This window comes from Streptomyces sp. NPDC056734, assembly GCF_042790455.1.
In the GTDB taxonomy this organism is placed as follows: domain Bacteria; phylum Actinomycetota; class Actinomycetes; order Streptomycetales; family Streptomycetaceae; genus Streptomyces.
In genome coordinates this window covers 57,256-81,412 of record NZ_JBHTZD010000008.1, presented here as the reverse complement: position 1 = coordinate 81,412, position 24,157 = coordinate 57,256, and the positions used below count along the sequence as shown (strand labels likewise).

The window sequence follows — 24,157 nt, the reverse complement described above, 5'->3', positions numbered from 1 at the left end:
GTGCTTCCCCCTATCCGCCCGCCCGGCGGGCCATGTCGCGCAGCACCTGGGAGGTGGGCACGGGCGCCTGCCGGACGCCGGTCAGCTGCTGGTTCAGATAGTCGGTGAGGTCCGCGGTGGCCTCGATGAACTCGGGCGCGGCGCCCTGCGGCCGGAAGCCGTACTCCACGGCCAGCTCCCGCAGCGCCGGGTCGGTGCTGAGGAGTTCACCGACCGCGCGGCCGTCGTCGGTGAGCGGTACGACGGTGTGGTCGCTGTTGACGGTGGTGTCCGGGTAGAGCACCACCAGGTCGTCGATGCCCTGGCCGGCCAGGAGCAGCGCGGCGATCTGTGACTCGTACACCCACACCAGCGGGTTGCCGACGCCGCTGATGAAGTCCCGGAAGGCCGCGTCGGAGCTGGCGGGCTGCGAGCCCTGCACGCTGACCAGCTTGCGCAGCAGCGGTGCGGTGCGCTCGACGTCGGCGTCGGTGGCGACGACCTGGCCGCCGCCCGCGACGTAGGAGGTGGCGGCGAGGTAGAGGGCGCCGGAGTTGGAGGTCTCGGGGTCCGTGGTCGCGATGTAGAGGGTCCCGGTCAGCTCCCCGTACTCCGGTGCCCCCTTGAGGTCCTGCCAGCGCTGGTCGTCGCCGGCGGCCTCCAGCAGGGCGGACATCTTCAGGGTGCCGCGGTGGGTGTCGACGGTGGCCAGTCCGTTCTGCTCCAGCACGTCGGCGGCGTTGCCGTGGGCGACGGCGACGAGCGGCGAGTAGAAGGGGCGCGGCAGGGGTTGCCGTACGTCCAGCTTCTCGGCGAGTTCGTCGGCGGGCGCCTGGCTGGAGGGGAAGGCGAAGTCGTAGCCCTTGAGGTCGAGTCCTTCCATGGCCCAGGACCCGGAGGTCTCGGCGTCGACGGCGTAGCCCTTGGCGGCGAGGGCGTCCACCACCCTTTGGTCGGCGAAGAACTCGGCCTTCTCCGACCCGATGACAGCGGTCACGGTCTTCGTTGCCGTGTCCTGGTCCCCGTTGTCCCGGCCGGCGATCACGGCTGCCACGACGCCGCCGATCAGCACTACCGCGAGGACTATCCCAGTGATTCGTCTCACCCGACGCAGCGTGCTCCCGGAACCCAACGTTCCCCAAGTAAAGGGATGAACGAGAGGTGACGTACCGGTCCCGGATCGCCACGGAGACGGTGACCGGCAATCGCGGGCGGGCGGCAGGGCTTTTGCTTTTCAGGGGCGCGGGGAACTGCGCGAGAAGCGACCACCGGCCCGCACTCGCACGACAACCGGTGCGAGACCCCCCGGGGGGGGGTACGGGGATCAGCCGGCGACACTCAGCGACGGCAGCGCACGCGCGTGCGCGTCCATCCGCTCAGCCACCAGAACCACCACCACGGTGTCCGCCCGAGACGCGGCGACAACCAGCGCCCGCCCGGCAAGGGCATGCGCCCGCGCGTGCAGCACCGGCACCGAGGCATCGGCAGGCCCCCCGGAGGGGACCGGCGAAACCCCGCCCCGCAACCGCGCCACCTGCTCGGCGAGCCGCACGCACGCGGCGTCCAGGTCGGCCGAGGGGACCGACTCCCGCAACTCCTCGGTGACGGCGAGCAGCGCGGCGAGATGTCCCGCGAGCTGGATGTCCAGCTCCTCCTCACGGGACCGGTGGGGAAAGTCGGAGGGGGCGCCGGCCACCGTGCTGTGGACCGACTTGGTACGGATCGGTTCGTACATGGATGGCCTCCTGTGCTCGACAGAAACCATCCTAGCTTGGATTGAGTCTAAAGTAGACCGGAACACGGAACCGGCCCGGACGACCGCGGGCGGTGAGCGTCAGCGCTGGCCGTAGCCGTCGAGGAAGGTCCCGATCCGGGTGACCGCGTCCTTCAGGTCCGCGGCGGTGGGCAGGGTCACGATCCGGAAGTGATCGGGTTCGGGCCAGTTGAAGCCGGTGCCCTGGACGACCATGATCTTCTCGCGTCGCAGCAGGTCGAGCACCATCTGCCGGTCGTCTTTGATCTTGAAGACCTTGGGGTCGAGCCGGGGGAAGAGATACAGCGCCCCCTTGGGCCGTACGCAGGTCACGCCCGGGATCTGGGTGAGCGCCTCGTAGGCGACGTCCCGCTGCTCCTTGAGCCGCCCGCCCGGCAGCACCAGGTCCCTGATGGACTGGCGCCCGCTGAGCGCGGCGACGACTCCGTGCTGACCCGGCATGTTGGCGCACAGCCGCATGTTGGCGAGGATGGTGAGGCCCTCGATGTAGGACTCGGCGTGCGAGCGCGGTCCGGAGATCGACATCCAGCCGACCCGGTAGCCGGCCACCCGGTACGCCTTGGACATCCCGTTGAAGGTGAGGGTCAGCAGGTCGGGGGCGACGGCCGCGGTGGGGGTGTGGGTGGCACCGTCGTAGAGGATCTTGTCGTAGATCTCGTCGGAGCAGATCAGGAGATTGTGGCGGCGGGCGATGTCGGTGAGCCCGCGCAGCATCTCCTCGTCGTAGACCGCGCCGGTCGGGTTGTTGGGATTGATGATGACCAGCGCTTTGGTGCGGTCGGTGACCTTGCGCTCGATGTCGGCGAGATCGGGCATCCAGTCGGACTGCTCGTCGCAGCGGTAGTGCACGGCGGTGCCGCCGGAGAGCGAGACGGAGGCGGTCCACAGCGGGTAGTCGGGCGCCGGGACGAGCACCTCGTCGCCGTCGTCCAGCAGGCCCTGCATCGCCATGGTGATCAGCTCGGAGACCCCGTTGCCGATGAAGACATGCTCGACGTCGGTCTCTATGCCGAGCGTCTGGTTGTGCATCACGACCGCGCGCCGGGCGGCGAGCAGTCCCTTGGCGTCGCCGTACCCATGGGCCGTGGAGATGTTGCGGAGGACGTCCTCCAGGATCTCCGGCGGGCATTCGAAGCCGAACGCGGCGGGGTTCCCGGTGTTCAGCTTGAGGATGCGGTGCCCGGCCGCCTCCAGCCGCATCGCCTCCTCAAGAACCGGGCCCCGGATCTCGTAACAGACGTTGGCGAGCTTCGTCGACTGGATCACCTGCATGGCATGGAGCTTACGGCCGGGGGGCGGGGGCCGCGTGGTGCTTTCCGCCACATGAGACCCATGTATGACCCACGTGGGACTCGGGTGGGGTCTGGAGCGGGAGGGAGCGGGAGGTGGCGGGGAGGAGGCAGGGGGGTTACCCCAGGTTACCCCGGGTTACCTCCGGGTTACCCCCGCATGGGTGTCCTGCGGACCGCCCGTCCGGCCAGTACGTCCGTCCGGTGGCCGTCCTCGATCACGAAGCGGCCGTCGATCAGGACGTGCGGGATGCCCACCGGCAGGGTGCGCGGCGCCTCGAAGGTCGAGCCCGCCGCCACCGTCGCCGCGTCGAACAGGACGAGGTCGGCCCGGTAACCCTCCTTCACCGTGCCCCGGTCGGGCAGCCGCAGCCGGGCCGCCGGGCGGGACGTCAGCCGGGCCACGCACTCCTCCAGGGACAGCACCCCCAACTCCCGTACATAGCGCCCGAGATAGTGCGGGAAGGTGCCGTACGCGCGGGGGTGGGGCCGCGCGCCCTGGAGGATGCCGTCCGAGCCGCCCGTGTGGACGCGGTGCCGCATGATCAGGCGGACGCTGTCCTCGTGGCCCACGTGCTGGAGGATCGTCGGGCCGAGCCGGTCCTCCACCAGCAGCCGGCGGGCCGTGGTCCAGGGGGACTCGGCGCGGGCGGCCGACGACTCGGCGACCGTACGGCCCACGTACCCGGCCAGCGCGGGGCTGGTCACGCCGGAGATCTCGATGGTGTCCCACTCCACCGGGACCCCGTGACAGCCGTCCGAGCCGAGCACCTCCAGGTGATGGCGGATCCGCTCGGCCGTCCCCGGATCGGCCAGCCGCCGCAGCACCGCCGCCGGGCCGCCCTCGCTCGCCCAGCCCGGCAGCAGCGCCGCGAGCGTGGTGCTGCCGGGGGTGTACGGGTACGTGTCCAGGGTGATGTCCGCCCCGGCCGCCAGCGCCTCGTCCAGCAGGGCCAGCAGTTCGGGCGCGCGGCCCTTGTTCACGCCGAAGTTCATCGTGGCGTGGGCGAGGTGCAGGGCGCAGCCGGCCTCCCGGGCGAGGGCGACCATCTCCCGGTACGCCTCCAGCGCCCCGGCGCCGTAGGAGCGGTGGTGCGGGCAGTAGTAGCCGCCGTAGGAGGCCACCACCCGGCACAGCTCGGTCAGTTCCGCGTCCGCGGCGTACATCCCGGGGGTGTAGGTCAGGCCCGAGGACAGGCCCACCGCGCCCTGCTCCAGGCCCTCCGCGACCAGCCGCCGCATCCGGCCCAGCTCGGTCGGCGTCGGCTCCCGGTCGTCCCAGCCGACCACCAGCGCCCGGACCGTGCCCTGCGGGATCAGATAGGCCGCGTTGACCGCGATGCCCCCGTCGAGCCGGTCCAGGTACTCGCCGACCGACCGCCAGTCGAAGTCGAGGTCGTCGCCGTGCCCGTTCCAGCCGGTGATCGCCGCGCGCACCTCGGCGAGCGTACGGTCGTCCACCGGCGCGTACGACAGCCCGTCCTGGCCGATGACCTCCAGGGTGACGCCCTGCGCGGCCTTGGCGCTGTGATCGGGGTCGCGCAGCAGGGCCAGATCGCTGTGGGCGTGCATGTCGATGAAGCCGGGGGCGAGGGTCAGGCCCGTCGCGTCCAGTTCCCGGGTCGCCGTCGGGCGCTGGCAGCCCGCCGCCGCGGCCTCCTTGACGATCGAGACGATCCGGCCGCCGTCCACCACCACGTCCGCGCGGTAGGCGGGCGCTCCCGTGCCGTCGACGACCTCCGCGTCCCTGATGACCAGCTCTGCCATGCTGCCGCGCTCCTAGAAGAACGTCCGTACGTATTCCACGACCGTGCCGTCCGCCTCGGCGACCGGGATCAGCTGCCACTTGTCGAACGAGGTGCACGGATGCGACAGGCCCATGCCGAGCCAGTCCCCGACCTCCAGGTCCGCCTCCGGTGCCGTGCGCAGCCAGCCGTGCTGGTCGGACAGGCCCGTCACCTCGATGCCGGTCGCCGCCCGCTCGGCGCCGCCGTCCCGGCGCACCACCTGGGCGAACGGCAGATGCAGGTCGTAGGCCGCGTCCCGCTTGCCCGCGTTCACGAACGCCTGCTCGGGGGAGGGGCGGGAGACCACCTGGGCCCAGAGGCGGAACGCGGGCTCCAGGGCGCCCTCCTGCGGGACCCGGTTGAACGGGGTCAGCTCCCGGTAGTGGCCGTCGTCGTGCGACACATAGGCGCCCGAGCGCAGCAGCTTCAGCACCGGCGCGGACAGCTCCGGGATCTCCGCGAAGACCTCCGCGACCGCGTCGAACCAGGCGCTGCCGCCCGCGCTCACCACGATCTCGTCCAGCCCGGCGAACCGGCCCGCCGCGTCGAGGTCCACCGCCAGCGCCACCAGCCGGCGCAGCCAGGCGTGCACCCGCTCCGGGTCGGCCCGCGGCACCTCGCCCTCGTAGCCCGCGACCCCGGCCAGCCGCAGCGTCGCCGTGGCGGCCACCGCGTCGGCCACCGCGGCGCACCCGGCCTCCGTGCGGACGCCGGTCCGCGCGCCCTCACCGGCCGCCAGCTCCACCACCACGTCCACCGGGCGGGGCGCCCCTCGCAGCGCCGCGTCCATCAGCTCCACGCCGCGCACGGAATCGACGTAGCAGAGGAACCGGAAACCGGGATCCGCGGCCAGTTCGGCGGCGATCCAGCGCAGGGCCGCCGCGTCCACCAGCTCATTGGCGAGGAAGATCCGCCGGACGCCGAACTCCCGTGCCACCCGTACCTGGTGGGGGACCGCGAGGGTGATGCCCCAGGCGCCGTGCTCGATCTGGCGGTGGAAGAGCCGCGGGGCCATGGACGTCTTGCCGTGCGGCGCGAAGGCGAGGCCGTGGCGTTCGGCGTATGTCTCCATCAGCGCGAGATTGTGCTCCAGGCGCTCGGCGGACAGCGCGAGCACGGGCGTGGTGAAGCCGCCGGTGAACAGATTGCGGCGCTGGGCGGCCAGCTCGCCGACCGTCAGCCCGGCGGCGTCCGGGGGGAGGCCCTTGAAGCGGTGGCCGACCCGCTCCCCGGCGAGGGCGGCGAGGCGGGCGAGCGCTTCGGAGCCGGTGACGTCCTTGTCGAGGGCCATGCAGCCTCCCTGATCCGGTGATCCGGTGATCCGGTGCGGTATTGCGGTATTGCGGTATTGCGGCGATGCGGCAGTGCGGCAATGCGGTAGTGCGTTGTGGTGATTCGGTGATCGGTCGTGGTGATTCGGTGATCTGATGCGAATGTGCCGACGCATTGAACCGGTGCGTTGCGCTGTGTGCAACGTTCATTGCGCATGTCGCTCACTGCTGTCTAACATCTCGGCCAGTGCGAGGTCAACGGAGCCGCCTCGCCCAGGCCGAGGGAGCCACACCATCGTGACGGTCACCGGACCCACCCCCGACGTGGTGGAGGTCGTAGCGCTCGGCGAGTCCATGGTCACGTTCCGTCCCTCCACGCCGGGCCGCCTCGCCGATGTGACCGCCTTCGAACGGGGCATCGGCGGCGCCGAGTCCAATGTGGTGTGCGTCCTGGCCGCCGCCGGGCACACCACCCGCTGGGTCAGCCGGGTCGGCGCCGACCCCTTCGGCGACCACCTGACCACCGCCGTCGGCGGCTACGGCGTGGACACGGCGGCGGTGCGCCGGGACGCCGGGCGGCCCACCGGCATCTACTTCCGCACCGCCGGGGACCGCGCCACCGACGCCCACGAGGTGGCGTACTACCGGGCGGGCTCGGCGGCCTCCGCGATGTCCGTGACCAACGTGGACCTGGCCGCCGTACGGGCCGCGAGGGTGCTGCATCTGTCCGGGATCACCGCCGCGCTGTCGGCGAGCTGCCAGGACCTGCTGCGCGAGCTGCTGGCCCCCCGCGCCGGGCGCCCCCTCGTCTCCTTCGACGTCAACCACCGCTCCCGGCTCTGGCCCGCCGGCGGCGACGGCCCCGCCGTACTCCTGGAACTGGCCCGCGGCGCCGATGTCGTCTTCGTCGGACAGGACGAGGCCGAGGAGGCGTGGGGAGTGACCGGCGGCCCCGAGCGCATCCGGGAGGCGCTGCCCGAGCCCGGCGTGCTGGTGGTCAAGGACGGTGGACGCGGGGCGACCGCCTTCGGCCCCGCGGCCACGCCCCGCGCCTACGTCCCCGCCCCCCGGGTCGCCGTCACGGCCGCCGTCGGCGCCGGGGACGCCTTCGCCGCCGGATTCCTCTCCGCCACCCTGCGCGCACTGTCCGTCCCCGACCGGCTGCGGCACGGCCACCTCATGGCCGCCGCCGCCCTGACCGCCCCCGGCGATCTCGCCGCCCCGCCCGCCCGCGCCCGCGCCGACCGGCTTGCCGCCCTGGACGACGAGGCGTGGGGGAGACTGCGACTCGGCCCCGGCTGGACCCACGCCGCCGACCGGGCCGAGGAGGAGGTAACCACCCCATGAGCCAGACCGTCGACCGCGCGCTGAGCATCCTTCCGCTGCTCGCCGAGGGCCCCGCCGACCTCGGGCAGGTCGCCGAGCGGCTCGGCGTCCACAAGTCCACCGCCCTGCGCCTGCTGCGCACCCTGCACGAGCACGGCCTCGTCTACCGCCAGTCCGACCAGCGCTACCGCCTGGGCGCCCGGCTCTTCTCGCTCGCCCAGGAAGCCATGGAGAACCTGGACATCCGCGAGATCGCCCACCCGCACCTGATCCGGCTGAACGAAGCCTGCGGTCACACCGTCCACCTCGCCGTCCACGAGGAGAACGAGGTCCTCTACATCGACAAGGTGGAGAGCCGCTACCCGGTGCGGATGTACTCACGGATCGGCAAGCCCGTGGCCATCACGGTCGCCGCCGTCGCCAAACTGCTGCTCGCCGACCTGCCCGAGCATGAGCGCCGCGCCCTCGCGGACAAGCTCGACTACCCCATGTTCACAGCCCGTTCGACCCCGAACGCCGACGCGTTCCTCAGGGAACTGGCCCGGGTGCGCGAACAGGGCTGGGCCACCGACCTCGGCGGCCACGAGGAGTCCATCAACTGCGTCGCCGCCCCCATCCGCGGCGCCGACGGCCGGGTCGTCGCCGCGATGTCGGTGTCCGCGCCCAACGTCGTCGTCACCGCCGACGAACTCCTCACCCTGCTCCCGCTCGTGCGCCGCACCGCGGACGCGATCAGCGGCGAGTACTCCGGCAGAACCCCCGCGTAACCCGTGTATCCCGTGCAACGACCCTCAAGGACCCAGGTACCAGACATGACCGAGAAGATCGCCCTCACTCCCTCGACCCACACCACCCCGCCCGCGAAGTTCTCGCACGGCGTGCGCAAGGGCAACATCCTCCAGGTCGCCGGGCAGGTCGGCTTCCTGCCCGCCGTCGAGGGACAGCCGCCGACGCCGGCCGGCCCGGCCCTGCGCGAGCAGACCCTCCAGACCCTCGCCAACGTCAAGGCGATCCTTCAGGAGGGCGGCGCGAGCTGGGACGACGTGATCATGATCCGCGTCTACCTCACCGACGTGGACCACTTCGCCGAGCTGAACCAGCTCTACAACACCTACTTCGAGGAGCAGGGCCTCACCGCCCCGCCCGCCGCCCGCACCACGGTCTACGTCGGGCTCCCCGCGGGCCTGCTCATCGAGATCGACGCCCTGGCCGTCCTGGGCTGACCACCGGGGGGCCCTTGGGCATCGTCGCCATAACGAAGTAGGGGCCGACTGTCCCGGACACAGGTTTGTCGACCATACTGCGGGGCTGTGGAGCAGCGCATAGGTACGAGCAGTCAGCCCCTGGACGCCGGGGTCAACCCGGCACACATCCCCGGGCTCACACAGCCCGCGCCGGCAGAGCCGGAGGACGTGGTCGAGGAGGCGGAGCAGACCGCCGCCGACTCCACCGCGGCCGAGGGCGCGGCCCCCGAGCCTCCAGAGCCGGACGCGGAATCGGGCACGGAATCGGACGCCGACCTGGAATCGGACGCCGACGCGGATGCGGAAGAGGACGAGGACGAGGCGGCCGACGGTCACGTGTTCGAGGCCGCCGACCGCCGGGCCCGTATCGTCGCCGACGCCAAGGGCGTACGTCTGAGCCTCGACGAGGAACGGTGCGAGTTCACCTGGGACGAGATCGGCGCGATCGAGAGCGTGGCACCGAGGTTCGGGAAGCGGTACACGGTGACCGTGCACACCCCGGACCGCCGCTGGTACCCGATCGAGATCGAGGCCAAGTCCAAGGCGGACCACAAGGAGTGGGACGAGCGGCTGGACGCGGTCCTGGACGCCTACTTCGAGGACGGCACCGCGGAGTCGGATGAACCGGAAGCGGCGGAAGAGGCGATAGAGCCGGACGCGGAATCGGACGCCGACGCGGAAGCGGACGAGCCGAAGGCGGCGGACGAACCGAAGGAACCGAAGGCGGCCAAGGCGGCCAAGGCCGAGACCGGGGCGGCCGACACCGACAAGTGAGGTGCGCGGGGCAAACCCCGCGCACCGCACCGCCGGGCACCGCGCGCTAGGCGCAGTACTGGGCCTCCTTGCCGATGGACCGGTACATGCAGTCGGCGTTCTCCAGCAGCTGGAGGACGGCGTCCCGGTTACGGGACGTCTGCTGCTCGATGACCTCGTCGGGCGGGTAGAACCCGCCCCCGCTCGCGGATCCCGGGTACAGCTCGAAGGTGTACCCGAAGATCTTCTGGCTGCCCCACAGCCAGTCGTCGATCGACCCGTCCGTGATGTAGAGGTCGCTGGCCTGCTCCGGCGAGAAGCCGTTGCTCGCGGCCATCTGCTGCCCGACCGTGGCGAAGGCGTTGCGGTCGTCGGCGGTCATCCCGGTGGTGGTGTCGGAGTACGTGTACCCGAACGGCCACAGCACCAGCTCGCCGTACGTGTGGAAGTCCACCCCGGCCGTGATCTGCTGCTCGCCGCCGACCACCCGGCTGCGCACGAAGTCGGCGACCACCTTCACCTCGGGCGCCGACTCGGGGGCGGCCCCCCGGTAGGTGTCGGAGGACGTGGTGCCGGAGGAGCCGCCGCAGCAGCCCCAGTTGTAGTTCCAGTTGCGGTTCAGATCGGTGCCGATGTACGACGAACCCGTGTTGGGCTGGCGGTTCTTGCGCCAGGAGCGGTAGGTGCCGGTGGCGATGTCGTACTCGCCGCCGTCCGGGTTCATGTCCGGCACGATCCAGATCTCCCGGCCGTTGACCATGTTGGTGACCCGGGAGTCGGTGCCGTAGTCGGAGGTCAGCTCGCGCAGCAGATACAGCGCCATCTCGACGGTGAGGTGCTCGCGGGCGTGCTGATGGTGGGTGAACAGCACCTCGGGCTCGGCCTCGTCGGTGCCCACATTGTCACTGATCTTGATGGCGACGATGTTGCGGCCCTGGTAGGAGGTGCCGATCACACGCTGGCTGGCGATGGACGGATTGGCCGAGACGAGCGAGTTGATCTCGGCCGTCATCTCCGTGTAGTTGTGATAGCCCGAGTCGGCGGACGGGAAGTCCAGCAGGCGTACGTCGTCCTCCCCGGCGGACCGGTCGGGGACGGCGCCGAGCGCGGTGACCTCGTAGCCGAGCGAGCGCAGCTTGCTGATCTGGTCGGCGCGGCCGGAGACGACGACCGTGTGCTCATCGGCGTCGTCGACGGTGACGCCGGTCTGCTGAAGTGCCGTACGGTCCGCGGCGGTCGAGCGCATATGGACCTCGTACTGGCGGATGTCGTCCGAGGAGGCGGCCGGCCTGCTCGCGCTGTCCGCGCTGGCGTCGGAGGTGGCCGCCGAGATCGGGGCGGCCAGCGCCAGGGCGAGCAGGACGGCGAGCACGGCGGTGCGTCCGCGGCTGCCGCGTCTGGGCACGGCACCTGAGCCGCGGGGGTGGAGTCGCATGAAGTCTCCTTGTTTCTCCGGGGTTCCGGGGTCTTCCGGAAGTGGGGGAGTGGAGCGGGGGGTGGTTCTTCCGTGCGACGTACGGGTGGCGCTCATGCTCCGGGTATGGCATGCGCAGGTCAAGAGTGAATCTGGGAGTGGCCTGTGCGAGGCGTGTGCTATCGGCCTGACCCTCCGTGAAAAGCCGTGCAGTGTACGCGACTTGATCTCCGGCCCACCCCGCAAACCCGGAAGTGCACCCACGAGCGTGACCCTGGCGTGCATATATGTGAGGTACGGGGGAGAGTGGCAGTCCGCGTGAGGGAGCCCCGTACTCCACTCCGGCTCCCGCACCCCACCCCGGAGGACAGGCTGATCATGGGCGGATCAGCACCACGACGGGACGGCCGGCTGCCGGTCGAGACGACCAGCTTCGTCGACCGGCGCGGTGAACAGACCGAGGGCCGTGAACTGCTCGCGAAGGCACGGCTGGTCACCCTGACCGGGCCGGGCGGCGTCGGCAAGACCCGGCTGGCGGCCCGGATCGCGGCCCGCGTGGAGCGGGCGTTCCCCGACGGGGTGCGCTTCGTCCAGCTGTCCGGACTGCACGACCCCGAACTGGTCCCGCTCGCCGCCGCCGACGCGCTGGACCTGCACGACCACTCCAACCAGCCGGTCCTCGACGCGCTGGTGGAGCAACTGCGCGACCGGCGCCTGCTGCTGGTCGTCGACAACTGCGAGCACCTGGCCGACGCCTGCGCCGAACTCGCCGCCGCCCTGCTGCACGGCACCACCGGCGTCCGCATCCTCGCCACCAGCCGTCACCGCCTCGGCCTGGCCGAGGAACACCTCCTGGAGATACGGCCACTGCCGGTGCCCGGCCCCGACGACGACCTCGCCGCCCATCCCGGGCCCGCCCTCACCCTGTTCGCCGACCGGGCCGCCGCCGTGGTCCCCGGCTTCCGCCTCACCGCCGCCAACCGGTCCGCCGTGGCCCGTCTGTGCCGCCGCCTCGACGGGCTGCCGCTGGCCATCGAACTCGCCGCCGTCCGGATGCGGGTGCTGGGCGTCGAACAGCTCATCGCCCGCCTGGACGACCGCTACCGCCTGCTGTCCACCGGCAGCCCCGCCGTCCTGCCCCGCCACCAGACCCTGGGCGCCGCGATCGACTGGAGCCACGAGCTGTGCACCCAGCGCGAACAGCTCGTCTGGGCCCGCGCGGGCGTCCTCGCCGGCTCCTTCGACCTGGAAGCCGCCGAGGCCGTCTGCGCCGACGGCGAGACCGTCCGCTCCTACGACGTCCTCGACGCCATCGCGGGCCTGGTGGACAAGTCCGTACTGTGCCGGGAACCAGGAGAGGGGGAAGAGCGCTCGGGCGGGGGCCACGAGGACCTGGAGGACTTGGGGGACTTCGGGGGCTTGGGGGACCTGGGGGGCTTCGGGGACCTCCCCACCCTCCTCCCCACCCCGGCCCCCACCCCGGCCCCCACCCCGGCCCCCACCCCGTGGACCACCCCCCTCCCGCCCCCACCGCCCCTCCGCTACCGCCTCCTCGACACCCTGCGCCACTACGGGCTGGACAAGCTCCGGTTGCGCGGCGGGGAGGAGGGGGCCGCCCGGCGGCGGCAGCTGGCGTGGATGCAGCGGCGGGCCGAGGAGTGCGAGCGGAACTGGTTCGGCCCCGGGCAGCGGGAGGCCGTGGCGCGGCTGCGGGCCGATCAGGACAATCTGCGGGCCGCCCTCGACTTCGCCCTCACCGCCCCCGGCGAGGCCCTCGCGGGGCTGCGGCTGGCCGGCACCCTGTGGTTCTACTGGCACGCCTGCGGCGCCCCGCGCGAGGGCCGCTACTGGCTCGACCGCGCCCTCGGCGCCAACCCCGCGCCCACCCGTGAACGCGCCCGCGCCCTGTGGACCTCCGCCCTGCTGGCCGGCTGCCCCGAGGACCTCACCCGCGGCCGAAGACAGGCCGAGCGGGCCCGCGCGCTCGCCCTGCGGCTCGGCGACCGGGCGGAGGCCGCGCACGCCGAGTATGTGATGGGCGTCGTGGTGCTGTTCGGCAACGACCTCCCGGCCGCCCTCGCCCACTTCCGCGCCAGCGTCGCCCGCGGCCCGCTCCCCGGCCAGCACCTCAGCCTGGTCGGCCTGGACCGGGTCGAACTCGCCTGCGCCCTCGCCTTCCTCGGCCGGGCGGACGAGGCCATAGCCGTCTGCGAGGAGACCCGACGGCTGTGCGAACGGCACGGCGACGCCTGGGTCCTGTCGTACGTCCTGCGCATCATGGCCCTCGCCCATGTCGTCAAGGACGACCTCCCGCGCGCCGAGCGCCACGCCCGTGAGGCGCTGCGCCTGAAACGGGCCGTCCACGACGTCCTCGGCATCGGCCTCACCCTCGACCTGCTCGCCCGGATCAGCGCCCTGCGCGACGCCCCCGAGCGGGCCGCCGTCCTGCTCGGCGGCGCCGACCGCGTCTGGGCCGACGTCGACCGCAACCGCTGGGGCTCCGACCCGCTCACCACCGACCGCGCCGACACCGAGAACCGGGCCCGCGCAGCCCTCGGCACCCCCCTGTTCCAGAAGTCGTACGAGATCGGCCGCTCGCTCGGCCTGGAGGAGACCCTCGGCCACGCCCTCGACGAACCCCCGCCCGCCCCCGCGCCCCCAGCTCCCACCGCCCCCGCCCCGCTCACCCGGCGCGAGAACGAGGTCGCCCTCCTCGTCGCCGAGGGACTCGCCAACCAGCAGATCGCCGACCGCCTCGTCATCGCCCGCCGCACCGCCGAGGGCCATGTCGAACGCATCCTCAACAAGCTCGGCTTCACCAGCCGCAGCCAGATCGCCGCCTGGGTGACCGCACGCCAGTAGAGCCGTGCCGCCCATCCCAGCCCCACCCACTCATTCCCTGGGAGCCTCATGACCACGTTCGCCCACCCCGCCACCCCGCACGGCGTCTTCGACCACCGCATGGCCGTGTTCGGCACCGACGAGGAGTTCCTGGAGGCCGCGCTCCCCTTCCTGGCCGAGGGCCTCACTGCACCCGGCGAACCGGCCCCGGTCGCCATCACCACCCCCGCCCGTCTCGCCCTTCTGCGCGACACCTTCCGCGACACCATCAGCTATGTCCCGCACACCGACTGGTACACCGGCTCGGCGCCCAACGCGATCGCCCAGGGCGCCGGTTACCTCGCCGAGCACGCGGGACCGGGCGGCCGGATCCATCTCCTCATGGAACCCGACTGGGCGGGCCGGGCCGGCAGCTCGGCGCGCGAGCGCACCGAGTGGATCCGCTACGAGTCCCTGGCCAACCTCCTCTTCGCACCGCTCGCCACCACGGCCCTGTGCGTCTACGACACCCGGATCGCGGCCCCCGAGGTCATCACCCAGGCCCGCCGCACGCACCCCGGCACCGGCGGCTACGAGGACCCGTACCGGCTGACGGCCGAACTGGACGCCGTACCCCTGCCCGCGGCCCCCGCGGACGCCGAGCCGCTGCCGGTGGACGCGGTGGCGGCGTGGGCGGGCGCCCGGGGCCTGGCGGCGACGGACGCGGAGCTGTTCGCGGCGGCGGTCGGGGAGGCGGCGCATGCGCTGGGGCCGCACCGCGCGGAGGTACGGGTGTGGGGCGACGCCCCGGCGTGCGTGGCCGAACTGCGCATCCCGGGCTACCTCGACGACCCGCTCGCGGGGTTCGTGCCGCCGCCGGGCGGGCTGCGCCCGGAGCGGGGGCAGGGGCTGTGGTTCGCGCGGCAGGTGTGCGCGTACGTGGATGTGCGGGGCGGCACGGGACCCGCGTCCACGACGGCCGTGCGGGTGCAGTACGGGCGGTGACGGGGGTACGGGGGTAGGAGGGTAGGGGGGTAGGGGGTGCGGTGACCGGGGTACGGGCGCGTAGGTGGTGATAGGTAGTGATTGGGGTAGTCCTCCCCGTGCGGAAGGCGGGCCGGGCGGTCACTCTGGAGACATGCTCCAGCTCTCCGGAAACCGATCCCCGGGCCCCGACTTTCCGGACGGCGCGTTCCCCCAGCCACCGCTGCGGGCCGGTCATCTGCGGGTCACGTACGACCCCCGTCCCACCGCGGTCCGCGAGGCCCGGGTGGCGGTGCGCAGGCATCTGGAGGAGTGGGGCCTGGCGGAGCACGACGCCCCCGAGGGCCTGGTGGACACGGCCGAACTCCTGGTCAGCGAGGTGACGACGAACGCGCTGCTGCACTCCGCGGGCCGCTTCACCCTCACCCTGTCGGCCGCCCACGGCGTGCTGCGCTGCGAGGTCGGCGACCTCGGTCCCCGGACCCCGCGGGTGGTCGAGGCGGGCGGCGCGGAGAACGGACGCGGCATGTTCCTGGTGGCGGCACTCGCCCGCCGCTGGGGCTGCCGGCAGGAGGGGGCGGGCAAAACCGTCTGGTTCGAGCTGGGCACCTGCGCGTGCGACGGCTGCGGTCGGCGACAGCCGTAGCACGCGTAGCCCCGGCGGGGCCCCGGCGGCACGGTCGGCCATCGGGGCCCACCGGCCGGCCCGGCGGGCGCACGCGTTCGCGACTGCGTACATCGGGTGAAGATCGCCGCACACCCTCTTGTCCGCCGTCGGCCCTTGCGCTTACTTGGCCCGCATGGCGGACACCACGGGAAACACCTCGCAGACCAGGGCGCCCGACCGGCCGGGCACCGACACCGGCCCGCGCGGATCGAGCTGGCGGCACATCGGCCCCGGGATCGTGGTCGCGGCGACCGGGGTCGGCGCGGGCGACCTGGTGGCGACGCTCATCGCGGGCAGCAATTTCGGCTACACCCTGCTGTGGGCGGCGGTCCTCGGCTGCCTGGTGAAGATCTCCCTGGCGGAGGCGGCGGGCCGCTGGCATCTGTCGACCGGCCGCACCCTGTTCGACGGCTGGGCCGGGCTGGGCCGCTGGACCCTGTACTTCTTCGCCGTGTACGCGGTGATCTGGGGGTTCGTCTACGGGGCGGCCGCGATGTCGTCGAGCGCCCTGCCCCTGCAAGCGCTGTTCCCGGGGGTGATGGATCTGGAGTGGTGGGGCATCGGGTGCGGGCTGGTCGGCCTGGTGTTCGTCTGGTTCAACAAGTACGTGGTGTTCGAGAAGGTCATGACGGTGCTGGTCGGCGTCATGTTCGTGGTGACGGTGTATCTGGCGGTCCGGGTCACCCCCCATCTGGCGGACGCCTTCGCGGGCCTGCTCCCGGTGCTGCCCGACGAGAAGGACTCGATCCTCAACACCCTCGGGCTGGTCGGCGGGGTCGGCGGCACCATCACGCTCGCGGCCTACGGGTACTGGGTGAACGCCAAGGGCTGGAACGACACCGGCTGGATGAGGATGATGCGCCTGGACAACCGGGTGGCGTACGCGACCACCGGCATCTTCGTCGTGGCGATGCTCTTCGTCGGCGCCGAACTCCTGCACTCCGCCCATGTGGCCATCGCCACCGGCGACCAGGGCCTGATCCAGCTCGGCGACATCCTGGCCGCCGAGTACGGCGACGCCACCGCGACGTTCTTCCTGATCGGCTTCTTCGCCACCTCCTTCACCTCCCTCATCGGCGTCTGGCACGGCGTCAGCCTGATGTTCGCCGACTTCACGGCCCGCTTCGGCGCCGCCGGGGAGTCCCGGGGCGACGCGGTGGCCTCCGGCACCCGCGAACGCTCCTGGCCCTTCCGCGCGTACCTGCTCTGGCTGACCTTCCCCCCGATGGTCCTCCTCTTCCAGGACCAGCCCTTCCGTCTGATCATCCTCTACGGCGTGCTGGGCGCCGCCTTCCTGCCCTTCCTGGCCGGCACCCTGCTCTGGCTCCTCAACTCCCCGCGCACACCCCGGGAATGGCGCAACGGTCCGCTCAGCAACACCATGCTGACCCTCGCGGGCGTCCTCTTCCTGGTGCTGTGCGTCAAGCAGGTCTGGGACCAGCCCTGGTCCGACTTCTTCTGAGCCTCCTCCGCCTTCCGCCGCCGATCCCGCTCGCGGGCACGCGTGACGCCCGGGTCCCCCTGAGGGGACCCGGGCGTCGGGGTGCGGTCCTGCGGTGGCGTGTCGGCGCTAGGGCAGCGCGTCCACGTGCGGGCCCACCACGTTGGACCAGGCGTTGCCGGACGTGGCGTCCCAGTTGGTCGACCAGGTCATGGCGCCGCGCAGGTCGGGGTAGGTGCGGGCGGGCTTGAAGGTGCCGCAGCTGGTGCCCTTGGTGAGGCAGTCCAGGGCGGCGGTGACCACGGACGGGGCGACATAGCCGCCGCCGGCCGCGCGGGTGGAGGCGGGCACGCCCAGGCCGACCTGGGACGGGGCCAGGCCGTTCTCCAGCTGGATGCAGGCCAGGGCGGTCAGGAAGTCGATCGTGCCCTGGGCGTAGACCTTGCCGTCGCAGCCCAGCATCGTGCCGCTGTTGTAGTACTGCATGTTGACGACCGTGAGGATGTCCTTCACGTTCAGGGCCGTCTGGAAGTAGGAGTTCGAGGTCGACTGCATGTCGATCGTCTGGGGGGCCATGGTGAGGACCAGGTCCGGACCCGCCAGCGCCGACAGCGAACGCAGGGCCTGCGTCATGTAGGTGGCGTTGAGGCCGTTCTCCAGGTCGATGTCCACGCCGTCGAAGCCGTACTGCTGCATCAGCGCGTACACCGAGTTGGCGAAGTTGGTCGCCGACGTGGAGTTGTTGACGGTGATCGTGCCCAGCTCGCCGCCGATGGAGATGACGACCTTCTTGCCGGCCGCCTTCTTCGCGGCGAGGTCCGCCTTGAACTGGTCGACCGTGTAGCCGTTCAGGCCCACCGTGTCGAGGTTGAAGGTGACCGCGCCCGGCGTCGCCGTCGCGTCCGCGAAGGACACGGCGATGATGTCGTAGGCCGCCGGGACGTCGGAGAGCTTCTGGACCGTGGCGCCGTTGTTGAAGTTCTGCCAGTAGCCGGTCACCGCGTGCTTGGGCACCGTGCCGCCACCGCCGCCCCCGGTGGCCGGGGTGGTCACCGCGACGGCCGTCGAACGGGGTGATTCACCGGCCGCGTTGGTCGCCGTCACCTGGAAGGAGTACGAGGTGCTCGCGGTCAGGCCGGTCACCGTCGCCGAGGTGCCGGTCACCGCGGTGATCCGGGTGCCGTCCCGGTAGATGGCGTAGCCGGTCGCGCCGGAGACCGTGTTCCAGGCCAGGTTCACCGAGGTCGCGGTCGTGCCGGAGGCCGCGAGTCCGGTCGGCGCCGTCGGGATCGTCGGGCCCGGGTCCGTACCGCCGCCGCCGTCCGGGCCGAAGACCGAGACGTCGTCCACGAAGTAGGGCTGCTGGCCGTACCAGCCGTGGGTGTAGACCGTCACCGACGTGGTCGAGGCACCCGTCGTGAAGGTCGTCGACAGCTGCTTCCAGGCCGTCGAGTCGGGGGTCCACGTCGAGACGTCCGTGGTGCCGGTGCCGGTCGCGCCGAGGTAGGCGAAGCCGCCCTGCACCCATGCGCTGAGGGTGTACGTCGAGCTGGGCTGCACCGCGACCGTCTGCGTACAGCGGGCGTTGTCCTGCCCGGAGGGGGCCGCACGCAGGGCCGCGGTGCCGCCGTGCACCGGCGTGGACACCGAGGTGCCGCTGTTCGCCGAGCACGTCCAGTTGCTCACGCCGGACTCGAAGCCCGCGTTCTTGGCGTTGTTGATGTCGGCCGCGGACGCCTCCACGGCGGTCGACAGGGAGAGGGCGAGGGCGGCGACAGCGGCCCCCGCCCATACACGGGTACGGAGCTTGGGCCGGGGGGTGCTGATGTTCCGTCTGTGCCAAGCGAGGTCCACTCGGGCCTCCGGTGGGGAGAGTCGGGACGGGGAGGGGGAATGCCGGAAAGACTCAGGGGGGAGAGAAGAGGAACGGTGGCCACCGCCGCTGCGTCAAAGGTGGTCCAGACCAATTGTGTTGTCAAGGTCTGGACCAGACCGACACCCGCTTCACAGGGTCGTGGCGCGCCTAACCTGCCCTGTTTTGAAGTGACTTGTGCGATGTCAGTTGTCGCAGAGCCACCGAAACGCTGTTCTCCGGTCATAGAGGCACGGATACAGTGCTGGCGTAGTCACGCAATGAAGTCATCTCGGTGCACCGGAGTCACGCCGCGCACCGGCCGGCGAAATCGGGGAGCTGCGCGTGCCAACTGCCATTGCCGTGACCGGTGCCGATCTCGCACTGCCGGCGCAGGACGAACGGACCCTGCCCGCCGCCGTGCTGCCCGACCTGGACCGGCGCCCGCTGGACCAGACCCTGGCCGAGATGCAGGTGCTGCTCGACCAGCACGGTCAGGTCGTCGTCGTGTGCTCCGGCGCCGCGCCCCCCGCCGTGCACCGGCGGCTGCACACCATCCGCTCACTCCTCGAAAGCGACCGGATCGCCCTCTTCAGCCCCGACCTGCCGCCGCTCGGCGTCGCCGTCCTCGCCCGGCAGCTGCGGCAGCTCGCCTCCTGCGATCTCAGCCCCGGCGTGCTCGCCTCCGCCGGCCGGCTGCTCACCCACTACATCCACGCCGGTGCCGTCCTCGGCTCCGTCGCCAGGCTCGACCGGGTACCCGTCACCCTCAAGGCACACGCCAAGTCCTGGATGCCGGGCAGCCAGTTCGCCGTACTCGCCCATCCACAGCCGCAGCTCGTGCGGCTCGGACCCGATGCCCAGCTCGCCGGACCGGAGTTCGCCACCCGGATGGTGGTCGCCAAAGGACAACTCGCCACCGACTGGGTCACCGCGGCCCTCGCCCCCGCCTGGCAGATCCAGGGCCTGCGCGAGACCGAACTGCCCGCCGACTCCGCCCGCTGGTGGGGGACGGGCAGGATGGTCGAGTTCTGCGCCCATCTGGCCGATCTGCCGGTGCTCTACCAGCTCGTCACCTCCGTACGCCGGACCGTCTGTCACTGGTGCGGCCTCGATGTCATCGGCGACCTGTGCGTGTTCTGCCGCGCGACCCCGCCCGGGAGCGATGACGTACCCCCGGCCCCCGGCCGCGCGGCTCCCGCCGACGGGAAGCCCGCCCGGCTGACACAGAGCCCCGGGCGCAGCCGCCGGGCCCTGGCCCCGTAGCACCCGTAGTACTTGAAGTACCCGTAGTACTTGAAGTACTTGAAGCGCCCCGCAACCCCCGTAGCCCAGAAGCCCCGCACCACCGTCCGCCACCCCGCCCCGCCACACCCCCCATCGAGGACGCACGGTTCATGAACTCCCGTCAGCGCCGCGGCGTGATACTCCTGCTCCTGTCCATCCTGTGCGCCCTCGGTGCCTTCGCCGGCGTGCTCTCCGTCGTCAACGACGTCCGGTCCAAGGTCGGCCCCGAGGTCACCGCCTACGAGCTGAAGTCGAACGTGGCGCCCTACACGCCGCTCAGCACCGGCCAGTTCAGCGCGATCGAGCTGCCGGAGCGCTGGCTGTCGCCGACCGCCGTCACCGACCTCGCCGACATCCGCGGCAAGATCGCCGTGACCACCCTCAAGAAGGGCTCGCTCCTCCAGAGCGACATGATCGTCGACCAGCCCGCCCTCAAGCCGGGCGAGCAGGAGGTCGCCATCATGATCGACGCGGCGACCGGGGTGGCCGGCAAGATCACCCCCGGCGCCACCGTCAACGTCTACGCCACCTTCGAGGGCCAGCGCGAGGAGGACCCCGACCAGTCCCGGGTGATCGTCGCCAACGCCCGGGTGCTCGACGTCGGCGAGCTGACCCCGCTCGAAGCCGACTCGAACGACCGCACCGGCACCGCCGGAGACGCCGTGCCCATCACCTTCGCGCTGTCCGCGATCGACGCCCAGCGCATCACCTACGCCGAGTCCTTCGCCGAACAGGTCCGGCTCGCCCTCGTCGCCCCCGGCGGCGACGGCACGGTGCCCGAAGAGGACCGCACCTACGAACTCGCCGAAGACCAGTGACGACACGCAAGGACAAGGGAGAGGCCGCCCCATGCCCACCAGGATCCTTCCGGCGGTGGCCGACGCGGACGCGGTCCGTTCGCTCACCACACTCCTCAGCCAGCTCCCGGACGCCGAACCGGTCCACCCGGTCCTCGACTCCACCCAGCTGATCGACACCCTCGCCCGGCTCGCCGCCGAGTCCGTCGACGAACTCCCCGAGGTCGTCGTCGTCCACGAACGGATCGGGCCGGTCCCCGCCCTGGAGCTGATCCGCGAGGTCGCGCTCCGCTTCCCCGCGGTCGGCGTCGTCCTGGTCACCTCCGACGCCGGCCCCAGCCTGTTCGCCGCCGCCATGGACTCCGGCGCCCGCGGTGTGGTCGCCCTCCCGCTGAGCTACGACGAACTCGCCGGCCGGGTCCAGGCGGTCGCCCAGTGGTCGGTGGGCGTCCGCCGCCATCTCGGCCACGGCGCCGACGTCCTCCCCGGCGTCGGCGGCACCGTCATCACCGTCAGCGGCGCCAAGGGCGGCGTCGGCACCACCGTCGTCGCCGTCCAGCTCGCCCTCGCCGCCCAGGCGTCCGGCCGCTCCACCTGCCTGGTCGACATGGACCTCCAGACCGGCGACATCGCCTCCTACCTGGACGTCCAGTTCCGCCGCTCGGTCGTCGACCTCGCCACCATCACCGACATCTCGCCCCGCGTCCTCGCCGACGCCGTCTTCCGCCACGACACCGGTACGGCCCTGCTGCTCGCCCCCGCCGACGGCGAACGCGGCGAGGAGGTCAGCGACCGCGCCGCCCGCCAGCTCGTCAGCGCCCTGCGCTCCCGCTACGAGACGGTCGTCCTGGACTGCGGCGCCCAGCTGAGCGGCGCCGGGGCGGCGGCCGTGGAGATGGCCGACACCGCGCTCCTGGTCACCACCCCCGACGTGGTCGCCGTGCGCGGCGCCAAACGCATGGTCCGCCTCTGGGACCGGCTCCAGATCCGCAAGGCCGAGGAGACCACCCTCGTCGTCAACCGGCACACCCGCGGTACGGAGATCCAGCCCGCCCTCATCCAGCGGATCACCGGCACCGCCGTCGCCAGGACCGTCGTACCCGCCCACTTCAAGGAACTCCAGGCGGTCGTGGACGCCGGCCGGCTGCACGAACTCGACGCCAAGAGCAGCGTGAAACAGGCTCTGTGGACGCTGGCCGCCGAACTGGGCCTGGTGCGCGGCCCCGAGAGCGGCACCGGCCCCGCCCACCGCCGGGGCGGCCGGGCCCGCGGCGCCGACCGGACACGCGCCCCGCGTGGCGGCGAGCGGGCCGCGCTGACCTTCCGGCGGCGCAAGGAGCTGGGGCGGTGAGGCGGCCCCGGGCGCGGGGCGATCGCGGTCAGGTCACCATCGAGTTCCTCGGCATGACGCCGCTGATCCTCCTCACGCTCGTACTCCTGTGGCAGTTCGTGCTCCTGGGATACACCTTCACGCTCGCGGGGAACGCTGCCGACGAGGCCGTCCGGGCCGGGACGGCCGCGCCACCGGGGGAGCGCGCCGCCGCCTGCGAGGAAGCGGGCACCGACAAGCTGCCCGGCGCCTGGGAGGGGAGCGCCGAAGTGAACTGCGGGGGATCGGGTTTCGTCACCGCGACGGTCACCCTGCGGGTCCCGGTGCTCTTCCCGGGCACGGTCGCCTTCCCGTTCGAGGTGACCGGGCACGCGGGCGCGGTGGAGGAGGACACGGGGGAGTGGGACTGAGATGCCGTACGAGTCGTCACCCGCCCGGCGCCCGCGGCGCGACCGGGGCCAGGTCGCCATCGAGTACCTCGGCTTCCTGCCCATCCTGCTGCTCGTCGCCCTCGGCACGGTCCAGCTCGGGCTGATCGCCTACGCCGGACAGCAGGCCGGCACCGCCGCGCGGGCCGGAGCCCGGGCCGCCTCGCTGGACCTGGGCGCCCAGCAGGGCTGCACGGCCGCGGTGAGCGACTGGCTCACCGTCGGCTGCTCCGAGGCCATCCTCGGCGACGAGGTCGAGGTCACCGCCGCCGTGGAGATCCCGCAGCTGATCCCCCTGTGGGACTTCGGGCAGGCCACCCGCACCGCCGTCATGCCGATCGACCACAGCGACTGAGAGGAGGCCCCGCGATGAGCCTGAGAGCACGCATCAACTCCCCCGAGGAGCAGGGCAGCCGGGGCGAGGACGGCCATCTGGTCGCCTCCTACCGGGCCAAGCTGCTGGAGGAGATCGACCTCGCGGAGATGAGTTCGCTCGCCACCGCCGACCGGCGGGCCCGGCTGGAGCGGGTGCTCGGGCACATCATCAGCCGCGAGGGCCCGGTCCTGTCCACCGTCGAACGCTCCCAGCTGATCCGGCGGGTGGTGGACGAGGCTCTCGGCCTCGGCATCCTGGAGCCGCTGCTCGAAGACGCCTCCATCACCGAGATCATGGTCAACGGCCCCGACGCGATCTTCGTCGAGCGCGGCGGCCGGGTCGAACAGCTCCCGCTCCGGTTCGCCTCCGCCGACCAGCTGATGCAGACCATCGAACGGATCGTCTCCACCGTCAACCGCCGGGTGGACGAGTCCAACCCCATGGTGGACGCCCGGCTGCCGTCCGGCGAACGCGTCAACGTCATCATCCCGCCGCTCGCGCTGACCGGCCCCACCCTCACCATCCGCCGCTTCCCGCGCTCCTTCACCCTCCAGGAGCTGATCGGCTTCGGCTCGCTCGACGAGCACATGCTGTATCTGCTGGCCGGGCTGGTGCAGGCCCGGTTCAACATCATCGTCTCCGGCGCCACCGGCACCGGCAAGACCACCCTCCTCAACGCCCTCTCCGGCCTCATCCCCGGCGGCGAACGCATCATCACCATCGAGGACTCCGCCGAACTCCAGCTCCAGCAGACCCACGTCATCCGCCTCGAATCGCGCCCGCCCAACACCGAGGGCAAGGGCCATGTCACCATCCGCGACCTGGTCCGCAACTCGCTGCGGATGCGCCCCGACCGGATCGTGGTCGGTGAGGTCCGCGGCGGCGAGTCCCTCGACATGCTCCAGGCGATGTCCACCGGCCACGACGGCTCGCTCGCCACCGTCCACGCCAACAGCGCCGAGGACACGCTGATGCGGCTCCAGACCCTCGCCTCCATGTCCGACGTCGAGATCCCCTTCGTCGCCCTGCACGACCAGATCAACAGCGCCGTCGATGTGCTCGTGCAGCTCACCCGGTTCGCCGACGGCACCCGCCGGATCACCGAGATCGCCCTGCTCGACAGCCACGGCGGGGAACCGTACCGGCTGGTGTCCGTCGCCCGCTTCGACGCCCGGCCGATGGCCGCCGACGGCCGGGTGCACGGCGTCTTCCGCCACTTCCCGCTGCCGCGCCGCACCGCCGACCGCCTCTACATGGCGAGCCAGCCCGTCCCGCAGGCCTTCGGCATCGCGCTCACCGAGGAACTGCTCGCCACCCGAGAAGCCAGGTAGGACCCGC

The 24,157-nt window shown here is 72.0% G+C and carries 21 protein-coding genes; 14 read left to right on the top strand and 7 right to left on the bottom strand.

The window, feature by feature from the left end:
* Positions 1-10: 10 nt before the first annotated feature.
* The 5 genes from ACFRFC_RS14185 to ACFRFC_RS14165 form a co-directional block, all read right to left on the bottom strand.
* Positions 11-1,084, bottom strand: a complete 1,074-nt coding sequence (locus ACFRFC_RS14185) for a hypothetical protein (protein WP_382684609.1) — start codon at positions 1,082-1,084, stop codon at positions 11-13.
* A gap of 219 nt (positions 1,085-1,303) precedes the next feature.
* Positions 1,304-1,714, bottom strand: coding sequence for a hypothetical protein (locus ACFRFC_RS14180; RefSeq protein WP_382684611.1), 411 nt, complete (start codon positions 1,712-1,714; stop codon positions 1,304-1,306).
* Positions 1,715-1,813: 99 nt separating this feature from the next.
* Entirely contained in the window at positions 1,814-3,025 is a 1,212-nt protein-coding gene (locus ACFRFC_RS14175) for a pyridoxal phosphate-dependent aminotransferase (protein ID WP_382684614.1), read from the bottom strand.
* 167 nt (positions 3,026-3,192) lie between these two features.
* Positions 3,193-4,809, bottom strand: a complete 1,617-nt coding sequence (locus ACFRFC_RS14170) for an amidohydrolase family protein (RefSeq protein WP_382684617.1) — start codon at positions 4,807-4,809, stop codon at positions 3,193-3,195.
* A gap of 12 nt (positions 4,810-4,821) precedes the next feature.
* Positions 4,822-6,120 carry an amino acid deaminase gene (locus tag ACFRFC_RS14165; RefSeq protein ID WP_382684620.1) on the bottom strand — a complete coding sequence of 433 codons (1,299 nt, stop codon included), beginning with the start codon at positions 6,118-6,120 and terminating at the stop codon, positions 4,822-4,824.
* A 277-nt stretch (positions 6,121-6,397) separates the two neighbouring features.
* Between ACFRFC_RS14165 and ACFRFC_RS14160 the strand changes: the two genes are divergently transcribed.
* The 4 genes from ACFRFC_RS14160 to ACFRFC_RS14145 all read left to right on the top strand — a co-directional run bounded on the left by ACFRFC_RS14160 (position 6,398) and on the right by ACFRFC_RS14145 (position 9,444).
* Positions 6,398-7,447, top strand: coding sequence for a sugar kinase (locus ACFRFC_RS14160; protein ID WP_382684623.1), 1,050 nt, complete (start codon positions 6,398-6,400; stop codon positions 7,445-7,447).
* Positions 7,444-8,193 (top strand): IclR family transcriptional regulator, encoded by a 750-nt coding sequence (locus tag ACFRFC_RS14155; RefSeq protein WP_382684625.1) that lies wholly within the window; start codon positions 7,444-7,446, stop codon positions 8,191-8,193. The genes ACFRFC_RS14160 and ACFRFC_RS14155 overlap by 4 nt, the downstream gene beginning before the upstream one ends.
* A gap of 45 nt (positions 8,194-8,238) precedes the next feature.
* Positions 8,239-8,649 (top strand): RidA family protein, encoded by a 411-nt coding sequence (locus tag ACFRFC_RS14150; RefSeq protein ID WP_382684628.1) that lies wholly within the window; start codon positions 8,239-8,241, stop codon positions 8,647-8,649.
* Positions 8,650-8,736: 87 nt separating this feature from the next.
* The gene (locus ACFRFC_RS14145) at positions 8,737-9,444 is read left to right on the top strand and encodes a hypothetical protein (RefSeq protein WP_382684629.1); all 708 of its coding nucleotides are present in this window, start codon (positions 8,737-8,739) and stop codon (positions 9,442-9,444) included.
* 46 nt (positions 9,445-9,490) lie between these two features.
* Here the strand turns inward: ACFRFC_RS14145 and ACFRFC_RS14140 are convergent, their stop codons facing one another.
* On the bottom strand, positions 9,491-10,858 hold the full coding sequence (locus ACFRFC_RS14140) for a M14 family metallopeptidase (RefSeq protein ID WP_382684632.1): 1,368 nt from the start codon (positions 10,856-10,858) through the stop codon (positions 9,491-9,493).
* 357 nt (positions 10,859-11,215) lie between these two features.
* Between ACFRFC_RS14140 and ACFRFC_RS14135 the strand changes: the two genes are divergently transcribed.
* From ACFRFC_RS14135 to ACFRFC_RS14120, 4 genes are all read left to right on the top strand, one after another.
* Positions 11,216-13,699: an ATP-binding protein gene (locus tag ACFRFC_RS14135; RefSeq protein ID WP_382684634.1), complete on the top strand. Its 2,484-nt coding sequence runs from the start codon at positions 11,216-11,218 to the stop codon at positions 13,697-13,699.
* A gap of 48 nt (positions 13,700-13,747) precedes the next feature.
* Positions 13,748-14,662 carry an MEDS domain-containing protein gene (locus ACFRFC_RS14130; RefSeq protein WP_382684636.1) on the top strand — a complete coding sequence of 305 codons (915 nt, stop codon included), beginning with the start codon at positions 13,748-13,750 and terminating at the stop codon, positions 14,660-14,662.
* A 133-nt stretch (positions 14,663-14,795) separates the two neighbouring features.
* A complete protein-coding gene (locus ACFRFC_RS14125) occupies positions 14,796-15,287 on the top strand; it encodes an ATP-binding protein (protein WP_382684639.1) in 492 nt (163 codons plus the stop codon).
* 154 nt (positions 15,288-15,441) lie between these two features.
* On the top strand, positions 15,442-16,770 hold the full coding sequence (locus ACFRFC_RS14120) for an Nramp family divalent metal transporter (RefSeq protein ID WP_382684641.1): 1,329 nt from the start codon (positions 15,442-15,444) through the stop codon (positions 16,768-16,770).
* 108 nt (positions 16,771-16,878) lie between these two features.
* Here the strand turns inward: ACFRFC_RS14120 and ACFRFC_RS14115 are convergent, their stop codons facing one another.
* A complete protein-coding gene (locus ACFRFC_RS14115; RefSeq protein WP_382685136.1) occupies positions 16,879-18,576 on the bottom strand; it encodes a chitinase in 1,698 nt (565 codons plus the stop codon).
* A gap of 370 nt (positions 18,577-18,946) precedes the next feature.
* Here ACFRFC_RS14115 and ACFRFC_RS14110 point away from each other — a divergent pair, with 370 nt between their 5' ends.
* The 6 genes from ACFRFC_RS14110 (at position 18,947) to ACFRFC_RS14085 (ending at position 24,150) form a co-directional block, all read left to right on the top strand.
* A complete protein-coding gene (locus tag ACFRFC_RS14110; RefSeq protein ID WP_382684644.1) occupies positions 18,947-19,867 on the top strand; it encodes a hypothetical protein in 921 nt (306 codons plus the stop codon).
* A gap of 131 nt (positions 19,868-19,998) precedes the next feature.
* Positions 19,999-20,706: a Flp pilus assembly protein CpaB gene (gene cpaB / locus ACFRFC_RS14105; protein ID WP_382684646.1), complete on the top strand. Its 708-nt coding sequence runs from the start codon at positions 19,999-20,001 to the stop codon at positions 20,704-20,706.
* 31 nt (positions 20,707-20,737) lie between these two features.
* Entirely contained in the window at positions 20,738-22,036 is a 1,299-nt protein-coding gene (locus ACFRFC_RS14100; RefSeq protein ID WP_382684649.1) for a CpaE family protein, read from the top strand.
* Positions 22,037-22,089: 53 nt separating this feature from the next.
* The gene (locus ACFRFC_RS14095) at positions 22,090-22,425 is read left to right on the top strand and encodes a pilus assembly protein (protein WP_382685138.1); all 336 of its coding nucleotides are present in this window, start codon (positions 22,090-22,092) and stop codon (positions 22,423-22,425) included.
* Between the two features lies 1 nt (position 22,426).
* Positions 22,427-22,798, top strand: a complete 372-nt coding sequence (locus ACFRFC_RS14090) for a TadE family protein (protein WP_382684651.1) — start codon at positions 22,427-22,429, stop codon at positions 22,796-22,798.
* 14 nt (positions 22,799-22,812) lie between these two features.
* Entirely contained in the window at positions 22,813-24,150 is a 1,338-nt protein-coding gene (locus tag ACFRFC_RS14085; RefSeq protein ID WP_382684654.1) for a CpaF family protein, read from the top strand.
* Positions 24,151-24,157 lie beyond the last annotated feature (7 nt).

Bases quoted from the DNA above. Each gene is read 5' to 3' on its own strand.
- ACFRFC_RS14180 (WP_382684611.1), bottom strand. From the start codon at position 1,714: ATGTACGAACCGATCCGTACCAAGTCGGTCCACAGCACGGTGGCCGGC.
- ACFRFC_RS14175 (WP_382684614.1), bottom strand. From the start codon at position 3,025: ATGCAGGTGATCCAGTCGACGAAGCTCGCCAACGTCTGTTACGAGATC.
- ACFRFC_RS14170 (WP_382684617.1), bottom strand. From the start codon at position 4,809: ATGGCAGAGCTGGTCATCAGGGACGCGGAGGTCGTCGACGGCACGGGA.
- ACFRFC_RS14165 (WP_382684620.1), bottom strand. From the start codon at position 6,120: ATGGCCCTCGACAAGGACGTCACCGGCTCCGAAGCGCTCGCCCGCCTC.
- ACFRFC_RS14155 (WP_382684625.1), top strand. From the start codon at position 7,444: ATGAGCCAGACCGTCGACCGCGCGCTGAGCATCCTTCCGCTGCTCGCC.
- ACFRFC_RS14150 (WP_382684628.1), top strand. From the start codon at position 8,239: ATGACCGAGAAGATCGCCCTCACTCCCTCGACCCACACCACCCCGCCC.
- ACFRFC_RS14140 (WP_382684632.1), bottom strand. From the start codon at position 10,858: ATGCGACTCCACCCCCGCGGCTCAGGTGCCGTGCCCAGACGCGGCAGC.
- ACFRFC_RS14135 (WP_382684634.1), top strand. From the start codon at position 11,216: ATGGGCGGATCAGCACCACGACGGGACGGCCGGCTGCCGGTCGAGACG.
- ACFRFC_RS14130 (WP_382684636.1), top strand. From the start codon at position 13,748: ATGACCACGTTCGCCCACCCCGCCACCCCGCACGGCGTCTTCGACCAC.
- ACFRFC_RS14125 (WP_382684639.1), top strand. From the start codon at position 14,796: ATGCTCCAGCTCTCCGGAAACCGATCCCCGGGCCCCGACTTTCCGGAC.
- ACFRFC_RS14120 (WP_382684641.1), top strand. From the start codon at position 15,442: ATGGCGGACACCACGGGAAACACCTCGCAGACCAGGGCGCCCGACCGG.
- cpaB (WP_382684646.1), top strand. From the start codon at position 19,999: ATGAACTCCCGTCAGCGCCGCGGCGTGATACTCCTGCTCCTGTCCATC.
- ACFRFC_RS14100 (WP_382684649.1), top strand. From the start codon at position 20,738: ATGCCCACCAGGATCCTTCCGGCGGTGGCCGACGCGGACGCGGTCCGT.
- ACFRFC_RS14095 (WP_382685138.1), top strand. From the start codon at position 22,090: ATGACGCCGCTGATCCTCCTCACGCTCGTACTCCTGTGGCAGTTCGTG.
- ACFRFC_RS14090 (WP_382684651.1), top strand. From the start codon at position 22,427: ATGCCGTACGAGTCGTCACCCGCCCGGCGCCCGCGGCGCGACCGGGGC.
- ACFRFC_RS14085 (WP_382684654.1), top strand. From the start codon at position 22,813: ATGAGCCTGAGAGCACGCATCAACTCCCCCGAGGAGCAGGGCAGCCGG.